At 40.0% G+C, this 15,047-nt stretch carries 14 protein-coding genes; 5 read left to right on the top strand and 9 right to left on the bottom strand.

Going from position 1 to position 15,047, the window contains the following annotated elements:
* The first annotated feature begins 107 nt into the window (after nt 1–107).
* Nucleotides 108–665: a hypothetical protein gene (locus tag PBAT_RS08980; protein WP_068648695.1), complete on the top strand. Its 558-nt coding sequence runs from the start codon at nt 108–110 to the stop codon at nt 663–665.
* A 182-nt stretch (nt 666–847) separates the two neighbouring features.
* Here the strand turns inward: PBAT_RS08980 and PBAT_RS08975 are convergent, their stop codons facing one another.
* The 3 genes from PBAT_RS08975 to PBAT_RS08965 are packed head-to-tail and all read right to left on the bottom strand — an operon-like array spanning nt 848 to nt 2,230.
* Nucleotides 848–1,477 (bottom strand): hypothetical protein, encoded by a 630-nt coding sequence (locus PBAT_RS08975; protein WP_068648692.1) that lies wholly within the window; start codon nt 1,475–1,477, stop codon nt 848–850.
* Between the two features lie 15 nt (nt 1,478–1,492).
* Entirely contained in the window at nt 1,493–1,903 is a 411-nt protein-coding gene (locus tag PBAT_RS08970) for a permease prefix domain 1-containing protein (protein ID WP_068648690.1), read from the bottom strand.
* The gene (locus tag PBAT_RS08965) at nt 1,904–2,230 is read right to left on the bottom strand and encodes a PadR family transcriptional regulator (RefSeq protein WP_068648688.1); all 327 of its coding nucleotides are present in this window, start codon (nt 2,228–2,230) and stop codon (nt 1,904–1,906) included.
* A 215-nt stretch (nt 2,231–2,445) separates the two neighbouring features.
* Between PBAT_RS08965 and PBAT_RS08960 the strand changes: the two genes are divergently transcribed.
* A complete protein-coding gene (locus tag PBAT_RS08960; RefSeq protein WP_068648685.1) occupies nt 2,446–3,459 on the top strand; it encodes a ketoacyl-ACP synthase III in 1,014 nt (337 codons plus the stop codon).
* A gap of 94 nt (nt 3,460–3,553) precedes the next feature.
* Nucleotides 3,554–4,789 (top strand): beta-ketoacyl-ACP synthase II, encoded by a 1,236-nt coding sequence (gene fabF, locus PBAT_RS08955; RefSeq protein WP_068648683.1) that lies wholly within the window; start codon nt 3,554–3,556, stop codon nt 4,787–4,789.
* A gap of 145 nt (nt 4,790–4,934) precedes the next feature.
* Here fabF and PBAT_RS08950 read toward each other — a convergent pair whose 3' ends face one another.
* Nucleotides 4,935–6,740 carry an LTA synthase family protein gene (locus PBAT_RS08950; protein WP_248912422.1) on the bottom strand — a complete coding sequence of 602 codons (1,806 nt, stop codon included), beginning with the start codon at nt 6,738–6,740 and terminating at the stop codon, nt 4,935–4,937.
* 238 nt (nt 6,741–6,978) lie between these two features.
* On the opposite strand from PBAT_RS08950, the gene PBAT_RS08945 reads away from it, so the two are divergent.
* Nucleotides 6,979–7,662, top strand: coding sequence for a hypothetical protein (locus tag PBAT_RS08945; RefSeq protein ID WP_169810097.1), 684 nt, complete (start codon nt 6,979–6,981; stop codon nt 7,660–7,662).
* Complete coding sequence (locus PBAT_RS08940; protein ID WP_084402934.1) at nt 7,663–9,060, top strand: AraC family transcriptional regulator; 1,398 nt, start codon at nt 7,663–7,665, stop codon at nt 9,058–9,060.
* A gap of 612 nt (nt 9,061–9,672) precedes the next feature.
* Here the strand turns inward: PBAT_RS08940 and kwaB are convergent.
* The 5 genes from kwaB to PBAT_RS08910 form a co-directional block, all read right to left on the bottom strand.
* Nucleotides 9,673–10,644, bottom strand: a complete 972-nt coding sequence (gene kwaB / locus PBAT_RS08935) for an anti-phage protein KwaB (RefSeq protein ID WP_068648674.1) — start codon at nt 10,642–10,644, stop codon at nt 9,673–9,675.
* On the bottom strand, nt 10,641–11,210 hold the full coding sequence (gene kwaA, locus PBAT_RS08930) for an anti-phage protein KwaA (RefSeq protein WP_068648672.1): 570 nt from the start codon (nt 11,208–11,210) through the stop codon (nt 10,641–10,643). The genes kwaB and kwaA overlap by 4 nt, the downstream gene beginning before the upstream one ends.
* A 224-nt stretch (nt 11,211–11,434) precedes the next feature.
* A complete protein-coding gene (locus PBAT_RS08925) occupies nt 11,435–11,566 on the bottom strand; it encodes a hypothetical protein (protein WP_246168263.1) in 132 nt (43 codons plus the stop codon).
* A gap of 809 nt (nt 11,567–12,375) precedes the next feature.
* A complete protein-coding gene (nspC, locus tag PBAT_RS08915) occupies nt 12,376–13,503 on the bottom strand; it encodes a carboxynorspermidine decarboxylase (RefSeq protein ID WP_068648665.1) in 1,128 nt (375 codons plus the stop codon).
* A gap of 1 nt (nt 13,504) precedes the next feature.
* A complete protein-coding gene (locus tag PBAT_RS08910; RefSeq protein WP_068648663.1) occupies nt 13,505–14,743 on the bottom strand; it encodes a saccharopine dehydrogenase family protein in 1,239 nt (412 codons plus the stop codon).
* Nucleotides 14,744–15,047 lie beyond the last annotated feature (304 nt).

Genomic DNA, 15,047 nt, shown 5'->3' with positions numbered 1-15,047 from the left:
ATATATTTTATGAGGCACCCCATTAGTGATTATTAATACATCATAGGGATTGCGTACGAACTTTATAAAGTGATATATCCCCTAATGAAGATAAAGGAGGTACTGGGATGAAAGATCGTTACATGCTGATGTGGGTCAGAATCATTGGGTTCTTAACGTTGTTGTGCTGTATTACTCCTGCAATACCTGTATTAGCTCATGAACATGGAGGTGATGTTGCCGCGAACATGAAAGGGCCATCTTTATTAACAATTAATACGAGTGTCATCTCTCTATGTATCGTCGTCATTCTAATCATACTTCTTATGGTTCGTGTGCATAAGCAGGGACCAACGATTTCGCAAATGTCAGGTATGATGGTAACGATGACCTTAAGTATGACTTCAAGTCTGGTGGTTGGAACAGTCGCAGGTCTATGGATAGAGCAATTATTCTTATCGGCCGTCATTGGCGTTGTGTTCGGTATCATCGTCGGCGGTATAGCGGGATTCCCATTAAGTCTTCTTGCATCCATGGACGGGATGCTTTCAGGTATCATGGGAGGTATGATGGGGGCCATGTTTGGTGTGATGGTAACGATGGACTATCCTACACTTTCGATTATATTCGTTGATATTATTTTTGTAGCTGCTACGTTACTTCTGTATAAGGTGTTGGAAACGTAAAATGTAAAGAGACTACTTCTACAATGAAATAACACTTGAAAATATACTAGCCTTCCCGAACTGAGGAGGCTAGTTATACAAGGTGCTAGGCTATAGGAGGATATTTTTGCCGACAGTTTTGAGGAAGAAGAGTTGTAATGTTATTTGATTGGGCTGTCGTTGTATGTAAGGATTAGAGAAATTTAATACTTCTTTATTCCGTAATAATACATACTTAGAGGCCACCAAAGAATGGCGAAGATGGGATAGACTGCCCAAATGTTGTTCGGAGTTGAAATCACATTCGTAGTGATAAAAAATAGAACTGTGAGTAGACTTGCTGCAAGGGAGAAATTGAAATGGTTCTTCTTTTTCCCAAAGTATATCGCTAAAGGCCACCATAATACGAGAAATGAAGGGTAAATGACCCAAGGATATTGAGGAGCATAGAATGAATTGAGCATTTCATAATAAAGAATCGTACATAGACTTCCGATGATTGCGATGGTAAATGATGAACGATATTTTCCTAAATACATGAGAATGGGCCACCAGAGCAGGGGATAGATAGCAAATACAAACCATATATGATCCGGACTATTTAACATATTCTCAATGATTAGAAATGAAATGAGGATCAAGGAGGTTATGGCTGAGTAGTGATGAAGCTTACCTTTTGTCAAAAAATAGATCGAGATGGGCCACTGTAGAATTGCAAAAGAAGGATAAATGAACCATATCTCATGAGGCGTGGTATTGTAATTTATAAAGGCAAAAAACAGAATGCTTATCACACTTGCAACAGTAGCAAAACTTGCTTGATGCTTATTCATTATAGGTAATCCTCCTTATTTCTTTCCTAACCATCGATAGAACATCGCAAGTGGCCACCATGCAACAGCGAACACGGGATACACGAACCAGATCACATCAGGGGAATAATACAGATTAATGAATACAAACAATGCTGTAATAAGTCCACTTCCCCAAAGAGAGAAGCCTAAATGTAAAGAGAATCGTTTGGGGTTCTTAAGTGAGAATGGCTTCGGGTTCGTACCAAGCTCTTTCTTGATATCCTCAATATCACCGAACTCAACGATGGTCTTATTAATAGCATCTTCCTCATCTTTCCCATCAAACATCAAATCACTAACTTTTTCTTCGAGATTCTGAATAATATCTTGCATCATGAGTTCCTTTTGTTCGCTTGAAGGGACATCATTAAATAATTCCTTCACATGAGCTTTAATTGTACGCATTCACATACCCTCCATAAAAATATTTATTATTTCCTTGATTTCTTGCCATTCTTCTACCGTTTCTTTGAAATAGGCTTTGCCAAGCTTTGTGATGGTGTAATATCTACGTTTGCCGCCATGCGAAATGTCTCCGTAATAGGATTCAATTAATTCTCTTCTTTCTAACCTTTGAAATACGGCATATAACGTAGCTTCTTTAATTTGAAAACGGTCATTAGTCCGTAAACTGATTTCTTTAGATATTTCATAACCGTATTGATCCTTCTCATAGATGAGTCGCAGAATAATAGCATCTAAATGCCCACGAATAATGTCACTACGAACCATTTGCATCCTCCTTGTTCAAGAAAAGTATTCTAGCTGATAGAGTAAAATTATCACACATTGCTCTATCTGTCAAAGTAATTTTCTTTGGGTATTTTTTTGTTTAATATTTCGTGTATAGGTATAATATGGTTATGGTGTTAAAATGAATATTTATGTGGTATATTAAATATAGTATCAGGTACTAATATCAGATGATAATTAGGAGCGTGAATTAAATGGAGCAATCAATAGCACGGATCACAGCCATCGGTTCCTATGTACCAGATAAAAAAATGACGAATTTCGATTTGGAAAAGTTGGTTGAGACCAATGATGAATGGATTGTGCAACGAACGGGCATTCGAGAACGCCGCATTAGTGAACCTGATCAGTACACGAGTGACTTGTGCGTATCTGCCGCTCAGGATCTCATGCGGAGATATGATAAATCACTAGTTGATGTAGATTTAATTCTCGTGGCTACAACTACGCCAGATTTTATTTTTCCAAGCGTAGCAGCCATTCTTCAAGACAAACTCGGCATTTCCAGATCAGTAGGCGTTATTGATCTGAGCGCTGCTTGTTCAGGATTTGTGTATGCACTCCATGTGGCGCAGGGTATGGTGGCTTCAGGATTACATCGCAAAGTACTCGTATTTGGTGCGGATACGATGTCCAAAATTACGGATTATACAGATCGCTCAACCTGTATACTGTTCGGTGATGGAGCAGGGGTTGTATTGGTAGAAACAGACCCAGAGGAATCAAGCTTCCTAGCATATCATCAAGGAACAGAAGGTATTGGGGGAGCTCACGTCTATTTAAAGGGTATTGCTGAGAACATGAAGGGAACGGATCTGAGTAACACGGGAACACTGGTTCAGAATGGAAGAGAGGTATTCCGCTGGGCAGTTCGAAATGTTCCTGAAGGGGTTAAAGCAATTCTTGCGAAAGGTCCTTTCACAACCAATGATGTGGATTGGTTTATTCCACACAGTGCTAATCTACGAATCATTGAGCCGATCTGTGAACGTACGGGGATTCCTCTTGAACGAACATTGTATAGCCTAGTGAATTTCGGTAACACTTCCGCAGCGACGATTCCGCTTGCTCTGGATCTAGGTATTCGTGAAGGGAAGCTTAGGGATGGGGAGAGGATCTTGATCTATGGATTTGGAGCGGGTCTCACTCACGCCGGTTTGTTACTTAACTGGAATTTGGATCCTGAAGTGTCAATTAGCAGCGTCTGAGCAATGACTTATGATCGAAGTTAATAACTTATTGAGATAAATATTGAGAATATATATGAATTATAAATTTGTTATAAAAGAGGAGGTTTTCAAAATGCATAAACGTGTTGCTGTTACTGGGATTAGTGTTATTTCACCACTCGGCACGCAGATTGACAACTTTTGGAACAATCTAATAAGGGGTCAATCCGGGATATCACGAATTAATAGCTTTGATCCATCGGGTTTTACAACTCAGATTGGTGGAATGGCATCTGATTTTAATCCTGAATCTTTTTTTGATAGCAAAGAGTTAAGGCATATGGACCGGTTCGTTCAATTTGCTGTTGCTGCAGGTAAGATGGCAGTGGAGAATGCACAATTGACCATAACAGAGTCGAATGAGCATCGTGTCGGGGTTAGCATTGGAACAGGTATAGGGGGGATTCAGACGACACTTGATAATCACAAAGTGATGTTAGAACGAAGTCCCAAACGGATTAGTCCGTTCCTTATTCCGATGATGATCGCCAACATGGGTTCCGCCCAACTATCTATTCATCTTGGAGCAAAGGGACCCAACACGACGCCTGTAAACGCATGCGCTTCGGGTAATAATGCGATTGGGGATTCATTTCATATGATTAGGAATGGGCTTGCCGACGTGATGATTGCTGGTGGAGCGGAATCACCACTTAATGAGCTTGCTTTCGGTGGATTCTGTAACATGAAGGCGATGTCTACACGTAATGATCATCCTCACCAAGCGAGTCGTCCGTTTGATATGAATCGTGATGGGTTTGTTATGTCGGAGGGTGCGGGTGTACTCGTGTTGGAGGAATGGGAGCATGCACGAAGTAGAGGAGCTACAATATTAGCTGAGGTCATTGGATACGGTCAATCAGCAGATGCCTATCATATGACAGCACCAGATCCCAATGGGATGGGAGCCGTCCGGGCAATGAATGCTGCGCTACAGGATGCAAGAATATCACCAGAAGAAGTGGACTATATTAATGCACATGCCACAGGTACGCCACTTGGTGATAAGTCGGAAACGCAGGCCATTAAGAATGTATTCGGAAGTCATGCGTACAAACTGAAGGTGAGTGCAACCAAGTCAGCCACAGGACATTTATTTGGGGCAGCTGGCGGATTGGAAGCAGTAATCTCTGTCAAATCCTTAATGGAGGGAGTCCTTCCACCTACAATCAATTATGAAACGCCAGACCCGGAATGTGATTTGGATTATGTACCGAATGAGGCAAGAAACAGTGATATTCAGACGGTGTTGTCCAATGGATTCGGATTCGGCGGACATAATGCGGTTGTGGTGTTTCGAAAAGTATAGGGAGACACAGATATCATCATGATCGGAACATGGTGTGAAAGATTATAAAATGGAATAGTAAGAAACGAAAAACAATCCCTCATCGTGATTCTCAAGTCTTAAAGAGAACCGCGGTGTGGGATTGTTTGATTGATATAACTGTTCCTTATTTCTCAACTTCTCTTTCGGGTAATTGCGTAACATAGCTGTCAGACAAATGAAGAAGTTCAAGAGCACGATCAAATTCATCTTCTGTAGCAGAGAGTGCTTGGACACCATCACCAGCTAACGTGCTATGCTGCCCGTCCTCAAATCCGCTACCTGATAGGAAGAGTTCTTCGTTGTTCACGAAAGATCCTGTAGGTAGATAATAGCGTTGAGGGAGCAGGTTATAGGTGGTCTGATTCAATATATCCTGTCCAAAATGGATATGGTTATCAAGTGATATACCTAGTAGATTAGATACGGTTGGTAAGATATCAACTTGCCCACCTAACTGATTCATCACGGTCGAAGTTGTAACTCCAGTGGATGAGATAATCAACGGAATATTTATCAAATCACGTTCCGCATATTCATGACCTAGAATCTCTTGCATTAATACGCGATCAACATCATCGAGAGAGAAGATAGGCAGTCCACGATGATCACCGTACAGTACGATTAAGCTGTTATCCCATACACCGTTCTTCTTGAGTTCATCGATAAATAGACCTAGTGCATAATCAGCGTAATTCTGTGCACGAATATAATTACCAACGAACGTTCCCTCGTATCGTTCTGGAAGTGTCATCTTGTATTTACTTTCTGGAATCGTAAAGGGATTATGAGATGACATGGAGATCACGTGTGAATAGAATGGTTGATCACTCTGATCCATTCTCGCTAGCTCTGCGGCGGTCTTTTCATATAATACTTCATCAGAGGCACCATAGAATACGGTATCGTCTTCACCGAAGTAGGCTTTATCATAGTAGCGATTAAATCCTATTGCGTCGTAAAGCTCACCACGGTTCCAGAAGTCAACTTCATTTGTATGGAACGTAGCAGTGTCATAGCCTTGCTCTTGAAGCAACTTCGGTAAGCTAGGCAATTCCTTATCTACGTATTTCTGGGTAGCTGCACCATTTGGTGGAACATAGAACGAAGTGTTCACGATAAATTCAGCATCGGATGTATTACCTTGTCCAACCTGTTGGTAGAAACGTGGGAAATAGTAACTACTACCTGCAAGTTTGTTCATATTTGGTGTTATTTCATGCCCATCAATAGAAAGATTAATAAGGAAATTCTGAAATGACTCCATCTGGATGATAATCAGGTTCTTTCCTTTGGCAGCTCCATAAAGAATCGGATTAACCGTAGCTTGGATTCCCTTGGTTCCATCAATAACATGCTGTGTAATTTCTGAAGCAACTATAGGCTCATCTTCATGCTGGGCTATCATAGAGTAGGCTTCATAATTGAGAATACCCATTTGTTCGGCTTTAACCGTCTCATTCATACTTGCTCGGTTAGGGAAAATATTCAACATACATAACACAATAGAAATACAAAACAAAGTGCCAACCACTTTACGGTTAGCTTGACGTGACATGGCTTGCTTCCATTTGAGCGCTTTCTGACGTCTTAACATAACAAAACTAAGAATAATGATGTCCAAAAAAATAAGGATATATTGAGGTTGATAGACTGCAAATATACTCTTCTTGACTGCTCCAACTTGTTTGACTTGTCCAAACACCTGTGAGTTAGCAATCATACCAAAATGACTATGATATACAATTAATGCAAAGAACATAATGGTAAACAGAAGATTGACAGATGTATAGATCGCGATCTTCCGTTTCGTAGCAAATCTTTCAATTAAGCAAAAAACAATGAGTATAAAAGGGATTTCTTTAAGAGATGTGGTCCAGGTGGGACCGTCCTCAAATAGAAAATACCAAGCAAAATAAATCTTTGCTAGCATGATTAGAGTGAAGAAAAGTAGAGATCTTATACTGAGCTTGCGTGGTACAGTAAACGTCATTGCTTTTCGCGCATCCTTTACGTTGAGATTCATTCATTTTATTACTAGAATCGATGGAAATCAACTAGAGTGATCAATAGATTGTGAGTGGGTCTGGATAGGAGAGATTTACTCTTTTTTTTGTATACCATCAAATGGGAAAAGAAAGAGCTAAAGGTATGAATATACTCCATTATAATTGAGAATGATTATCGTTATCGAAAATCATCATAGTGAACTGCAGAGGGATTTATTGCTGAATAATAGGCTCAGCATGTTGTCAAACGGGGGAGAAGAAATTGTGAACTGGGAAGAGTATATCCAAATGTGGGACAATGCATCGATACAGCTGGTGGACATTCGCCAGCTTGTGATAAGTAGTCGGGGGAAGCAGCAATATCTTCTTCCAGCGAATGGTTTTATATATGTAGTGCAAGGACAAGGCAGCATTTGGCTGGATGGTGATATACATATATTTGAACGGTTTTATCTATTGCATGCAGGAAAAGGAAGCAGTATAAGTATCGAGGTTGGACAAGGTGATGTCACGTACTATTACATATTATATAGAGGTAGTATGTCCGCCAAAGCTAGTAAGGAAATACTGAAGGTATATCACTTAAACAACCCCTTTCAGCTACATTATGCCTTCCGGCCACTTGCTCCGGTCCTTTTATATCGTCACGTGGATTCAATGTATGAGGAATGGAACCGAAGACAAATTTTGGAGCGTTTTCATGTGAAAATTTTGTTTTATCAGTTCGTATATACACTTGTTCAGCAGCTTAAGCTTCAGGGAGTTGCTTCTAAGGAAACGGATATGGTAGAAGAGATCATTCGGTACATTCACGAACATTTCAATGAGTCTATTTCTCTTGAGTGATTGGCGGAGAGATGGAATTATAGCATTCAATATTTATCGAGGCAGTTCAAACACCGTACGGGGCGAAGCCCTATCGAATATGTGATCCAGGCGCGGATGGCTAAAGCGAAGGAATTAATGATTCGGACGGATGCTACTACACAGGAGATTGCTTTAAACGTAGGTTATAGTGATGGATTTTATTTTGCACGTCTGTTCAAAAAGCAAGTGGGGATGACGCCAGGCCAATACAAAAAGAAAGTGAAGGAGAGCATAGGCGGTTCAGATAGTCCATGGCAGGGGTTCGTATCCTCCATGGGCAAAAATGATTCTTCTTGTTATTTTGTTGATGATAATCATTATCAATTAAAAACAGAAGGAGACAGACATATGTTGAAAGGAACAAGATCGAAAATAGCGTTAACACTGATGTTATGTTTTACGCTGCTACTTGCAGCTTGCACGAATGGGAACTCCAGTCGAAATAGTAATCAAGGCTCAGCAGGTGGAAACTCAAATCACAGTGCGGAGTCTATTCAAAATACGTCTTCCAATGAGGCCAAAGAAAATACGGGCATGCGGAAAATATCAACGGTCATGGGGGAAGTTAGTGTTCCTGAACATCCGAAGCGTGTTGTTGACTGGGACTTAGGGCCGGTATTAGCTGTAGGGGTAACGCCAGTTGGGGCGTCGAGTACACAAATGAACTTTGCTGATTTTCTAAAGCCTTATTTACCTGATACGGTTCAAGATATTGGTCTGGATGGGAGTATTTCATACGAGAAGGTATTGGACTTGTCACCGGATGTGATTATAACCTGGAATAAGGAAGCCTATGTAAATTACTCCAAAATCGCGCCGACTGTCGTGTTTGACACAAGCCAATACTCAACAATCCCGGAAGAAATTACGGCCATGGGCGATATCTTAGGCAGACAGGAAGAAGCTAGAAAATGGAATGAAGATTTTGAAAAACGTATGGAAGCTGCCCGCAATAAAATCAAAAATGTAATTCCAAAAGATGCAACCATCTCTATTGTGGATTATGTTACTGTTGATAAATTTTTGATGGTGATTGGTAATTCAGGCGAACGAGGAGGTAGAGCTGCTTACGATATTTTGGGTCTGAACCCTACCCCAAAAGTAAAAAGTGATATCATTGACAAAAAAACGGATCGTGTTGAAGTGTCTTGGGAGACAGTAAATGATTATGTAGGCGATTACGTCATTGTGCTAACAGTTGATGGTAAAGAACCACCCAAGCTGCCAGTGACCTGGACATCATTGAATGCTGTCAAAAATCATCATGTGATTGAGATTGAAATGAAGAAATATTTTGCGGCGGATTCATTCTCATCCCTTTTACAGGCGGAAGATATTGCCGACAAAATCACCAAACTGGCTGTGACTGCTAAATGATCAATTCTGTGTGCGATCTTTGTAATGGGTTGGATTTTTATTGCTATTAAAATAGATAATTTGGTTTAAGAAGCGGTTCCGCACTTCGTTATCAAGAAAGTTCCAATTCAACGTGTTCATTACTGCCGATATTTTATGTAGTTCAGGAAATTACTTGCGCCGAACAAATTGATGAAAATATAAGACTCCCGTAGTTGCTGTAGTACAGGAGTTTTTAACTCTTATTGGATTATCACGGAACATTGTAATTATATTTATAATATTACCTTCCTGTGATGAAAAAGTACGACTTTGCTTGCTGTAGAAGGGCTACTTGAACAATCTACAGGTGCCACCTGATTTGATGGTAAAGTAGTAACCTCATTAAAGATGAGCAGCGAGAGATAGGGCTGGTGTTTCAGAACTATTCGCATTATTCGGTGAATTGGTTCCCTTGGTCGGAATATAGGTTTGTTATCGCCAAACGCGATAACAAACCTATATTTCTATCTATCTATTTAGTCAGCTAATTATTGATACATACGTACCTGCCATTGATGAGATGTTCGTGTGAATCAATAAAATAAGAGCCCCGTATGATTGCATGGGCTCTTGTTGATTTAATTAAGTCAATCAACTTGTAGCAGTTTCTAGAATAGTATCTTTAGCCAAACTATCATAAAACATTTTTGTTAATTCTGATTGCAAAAAATCATCATTTAATAATTTCGCAAATAAGTGTTTTGCTTTTTTAGTAGTCAACATTATTTTGCTTTTATCAGCATTATATTGAAATTGTCCTTTAAGTGCAGGATAAATATCAGTAAAGGCAATAATTGATGGAGTCGGTATTTTATTAAGCACAGGTGAAGAACTTAAAACTTTTGTTAGTTTACGCGAATACGAAATATCATCGATAAGCTCTTGTAATACATCAGGGTCTTCAAGTAACCCTGATTGTTCTATTGCAACAATACATTCTTGGGCTTTCTTCTTTATTATTTCGTGAAACCCAAAAAATTTTTCGAGTGTTGCAAGTTCTTTAATAATCAAACTACCGTCAATCATTAGAAATTCAAAATTAGTGTTTATTCTGACTATATCTTCTTCGACACTTACAAAACGTTTTTGGTTTCCAATACGTTTAAAAGTGAAAGTATTATCTTTTTTTATTAAACTTACGGGATAATGTTTTTTGTACAATAAAAGATTATGATTATTATTGGAAATTAAAACGACAATACCTCTGATTTGATTTAATTCATCATTTTTAAAATCAAATGAAGGAATGTCTTCATCCTCTATAATTGTATTAATTAACTTTATCTCTTCAGGTACTTCATCTAGGTCGTATTCATAAAGTACTTTGTTTCTATCGTCTGCATTTGAAATGCTAATTAAATCTAAAGCTTCTTCTTCTATTAATTCAGATTTGATTTTTTCAATAAATTGTTTTGTGAGTTCTTCTTGTGTTTCTCCTTCTATGTCTATGAACCGAAGTAGGGTATCTTGATCTTGTTTAAGTATGAAGTAAAGTTCAGCAGTGATTAATTCTTCATTTAACAATGTTTCGCGCAACAACGTGATAAGTTCAGTTTTTATCATTGGATTAACCTCGCAAAATATATTTTTTCATCAAGTCTACGATATTTAACTCTGCTGCCAGCATTAATTCTGTCTCTTGATATGACAATAATTCCGTGTCTTTCTCCAGTTCGAAAGGTTCCTGAAATAATATAAATATGAAAACCCAAAAGAGCTAAGGTTGGATTAGCGTAAAACATTTGTGTTTTTATACAGATCGCGCCTATTGCTATAAGGAGTAAAAGTAATATTAGTATATTCCTTGTTTCACTTAAATTGAAACTAATGAGCGGAACTATATAAGTTGTCAAGAAAGTAAGATGCTCAAAATTTCCATTTTGAACTTCTTTAACTGTAAACGTTTTCATGCTACCCTCAAGCTTATATTTAAATCGACTGATAAAGGCCATTCCCAAAAGAAGTAATGACAATGATAATAGTGGAACAAAATTCATACTCAATAATTTTTTCATTCCAATGAATTGCGCATTCTCATTGAAACTAATAGGAATATTAATAGTTGCTATAATGATCAGCAAAAAAAGAAGCCATAACGAAATAATATATAGTTCTATTTTGTCCCCCATGCTGCTAAATTGTCGGATGCCGTTTATAGTTCTCGCCTCCTGTCATAAAAGGGTGATTTTTCCTAATATTCCTCTAATCTAACATAGTATCTTTCTCATTTTATATCATCTTACAAGGAAAATACATACAAAATATATCTAAAGGACTATCTTTTGGTGTAACGCAGTTAGAGAAAGGGAATGTCGAAAAAAAGCGATCATGCTATCAGGCATAATCGCTTTTTTTAATGATTATTTTTACAAATTTCCATCTCATCTTCAACTAGTCCTACCAACTCAGCAGCCTTCATATCCAGCGCCGCGGCAATAGCAAGTAATGAATTCAATGTAGGCTGATGAATACCACGTTCCAGCATGGATATGTATGTCCGATCAAGGTTGCTGCGAAAAGCGAGTTCTTCCTGATTCAGCTTTCTTAGCGTCTAATCTATTCTTTCTAAAAATATCAATTACCTAGTTCGTAATTCTTATGAAAAAGTGGCGCTAGATATAGTTCTTAGTAACTAGTTTTTTGTGAAATAGAAAGGGAATACTTAGGAAATGTAGAATATGTTAATAAAGTATCATTTTTTGTTGAAAGGTGATTATATGGAAACTACCCTTAGTGACTTAAAACCATTCAAAATACTGCAAAAGCCGGATAATTACGATATTCTGTTTGGGTTGCCTATCCCCCCAATAGATAGATTGCGAACATTTTCAGCAGATCAATTTGAGGACATGATTTGCGAATGGGTCGATGGATATTTGAAAAAAGAGTATACAACTGTGTATCGCTCAGGCTCGGGCTGGTGATAAGGGAAGGGATATAGTTGCATTTGTAAATGATGACTCTCCGAATCATATCTGGGATAATTATCAATGTAAACATTATGACCATCCGCTTTATCCAAGTGATGTATGGTTAGAATTGGGGAAACCGATTAATTCTGATAAAGAAGTTCCCAAACCACAAGAAGAAATCAAATATAGCGAACAATGACTCTCTGAACTGTAACAAGTTAGGAAAAAAGTGAAGAAGTGAAATATGATAGGGAGTGGATGGCTTGAAAAAGTCTCCGTTCCCATCTTGGGGTGGGCAATTGGCTGGTTGATTCCGGGGAATCGAAGACGTTAGTCCAAAAAGCCTTAACCCTTCTTACAGGGTTAAGGCTTTGGTTATTCATTAAGCAAGTCTCATCTTAAAATCCTGATAGCCGAACTCACGAACGACACGACAATTGCCGTCTTTCTCCTGCACGGCGATGGCCGGCAGCGGCATACCGTTGAAGGTGTTGGTTTTGACCATGGAGTAGATCGCCATATCTTCAAACACGAGTCTGTCACCGTTCTTTAAGGGCTGATCGAAGGAGTAGTCTCCGATTACATCGCCCGTAAGGCAGGTCGGACCGCCAAGCCGATAGGTGTATGACTTCTCACCGGCTTCACCCGAACCGACAAGCGGCGGACGATAAGGCATTTCCAGAACATCCGGCATATGACATGTAGCTGACGTGTCCACAATAGCAATCTCGATGCCGTTCCTATGGATATCCAGTACGGAGGTGACCATATAGCCCGCATTGAGCGCGATGGCTTCTCCGGGTTCAAGGTAGACTTCCAAGCCGTATTTATCCTGCATTCGTGAAATGCAAGCTTCGAGTCTCGGAATATCATAGTCGTCTCTTGTGATATGGTGACCGCCACCGAAATTGATCCATTCCATATGCGGCAACCATGGTCCGAATTTTTCTTCGACCGCTTTCAGCGTGGTCTCCAAATCATCCGAGTTTTGTTGGCAAAGGGTATGGAAGTGCAGTCCCGAAACGCCATCAAGCAGTTCCGGCTGGAAATCCTCCCGTTTCGCACCGAATCTTGATCCTGGCGAACAGGGGTCATAGATTTCATGTCCTTCTTGCGTAGAGCATTCCGGATTGATGCGAAGGCCTACTTTTCTGCCGGCTGCAAGAGCTTTCGATTTATACTTTTCCAGCTGGGAGAAGGAATTGAAGATGATATGGTCGCAAATGGAAATAATTCCGTCGATTTCATCTTCACGATAGGCAGGGGCAAAGACGTGATTTTCTTTGCCCATCTCCTCGTGACCCAGCTGTGCTTCGAACAAACCGCTCGCAGTCGTCCCGCTTAAGTATCTTCCGATGAGGGGATACATAGTGGTCATGGAAAAAGCTTTTTGCGCCAGTAGAATCTTGGCTCCTGTACGCTGCATGACGCCGTTCAAGATGTTTAGGTTTCTTTCAATGCGTGCTTCATCGACTACGAAACAGGGTGTCGGTAATTCCTCGAACCGCATATTAGCGTACGAGCTCCGGCTGATTAGCTTCCTCAGGCAATGCGTCAACAAGTACCGGATTAAAGTCTTCTACCCATGGAAGGCCCCATTTGTTCAGCTCCTCCATGAATGGATCCGGATCGAATTCTTCGATATTGAATACGCCTGGTTTATTCCATTTGCCAGTCATGACCATTGCTGCACCGATCATGGCAGGAACGCCAGTTGTATAGGAGACTGCCTGGGAACCCACTTCCTTATAGCACTCTTGGTGGTCACAAACATTGTAAATATAGTAAGTCTTGTCTTGGCCGTCTTTTTTCCCTTTGAAGATGCAGCCGATGTTCGTCTTGCCCACCGTACGAGGTCCCAAGGAAGCCGGGTCCGGGAGTATGGCCTTCAGGAATTGAAGCGGAATGATTTGTTTTCCTTCGTATTCAATCGGTTCGATGGAAGTCATTCCTACGTTTTCAAGCGCCTTTAGGTGCATGAGGTAGCTTGGTCCGAAAGTCATGAAGAAACGGATACGTTTCAGTCCAGGCATGTTCTGCACAAGGGATTCGAGCTCTTCATGGTACAGTAGATACATATCCTTTTCACCGACTTCAGAAAAGTTATAACCGCGTTTAATTTCCATCGGTTTTGTTTCGATCCATTCCCCGTTTTCCCAGTAGCGTCCGTTAGCGGACACTTCACGGATGTTGATTTCCGGGTTGAAGTTGGTTGCGAAAGGATAGCCATGATCCCCGCCGTTGCAATCCAGAATGTCGATATATTCGATTTCGTCAAAATAGTGTTTCAACGCATAAGCGGAGAATACACCGGTTACGCCTGGATCGAATCCGCTGCCCAAAAGAGCCGTGATCCCGGCTTTTTCAAAGCGTTCGCGGTAATCCCATTGCCATTTGTATTCAAATTTTGCTGTATCTTCAGGCTCATAGTTTGCCGTATCCATATAGTTCGTTTTTGTGGCTAGGCAAGCATCCATGATCGTCAAATCCTGGTAGGGTAGAGCCAGGTTCATAACGATATCCGGTTTGATCTCATTAATCAGAGCGATCAGCTCATCAACGTTATCTGCATCGACCTGTGCAGTTGTAATTTTAGTTTTACCGCCATCTAATTTAGCTTTCAATGCATCACATTTAGATTTCGTACGGCTGGCGATGCAGATTTCTTCGAAAACCTCGCTGTTTTGAACGCATTTATGAATTGCTACTGATGCTACGCCTCCGGCGCCAATGATAAGTGCTTTTCCCATTGTTTGATCTCCTAATCCAAGTGAATTTTTTTAATGTAAAAACGGCAACAAAAAAGCAAGCGAAACACGCACCATGCGCATCACACTTGCTTCGATATAGTTAAATAATAAGAAAGTCCCAATAAGCATAACTGGACAAACTTCTTGCGTGCTCGTCAGTCATAAAATTCATAGTTTCATGGGGAAAGGCCCTTCATATTCAAATATATCATGTTAGGATCAGAGTCTATATAGCAAATAATTCACTTTTACCACTCTTATTGACCGTTTCACAAGTTGTGTGCAAATGCACTGGTTGTAAAGT

Origin of the sequence: Paenibacillus antarcticus (assembly GCF_001637225.1) — a bacterium.
Classification (GTDB): domain Bacteria; phylum Bacillota; class Bacilli; order Paenibacillales; family Paenibacillaceae; genus Paenibacillus_AQ; species Paenibacillus_AQ antarcticus.
Note: the sequence above shows the minus strand (reverse complement) of the source record. Positions and strands in the feature narration are given on the sequence as shown.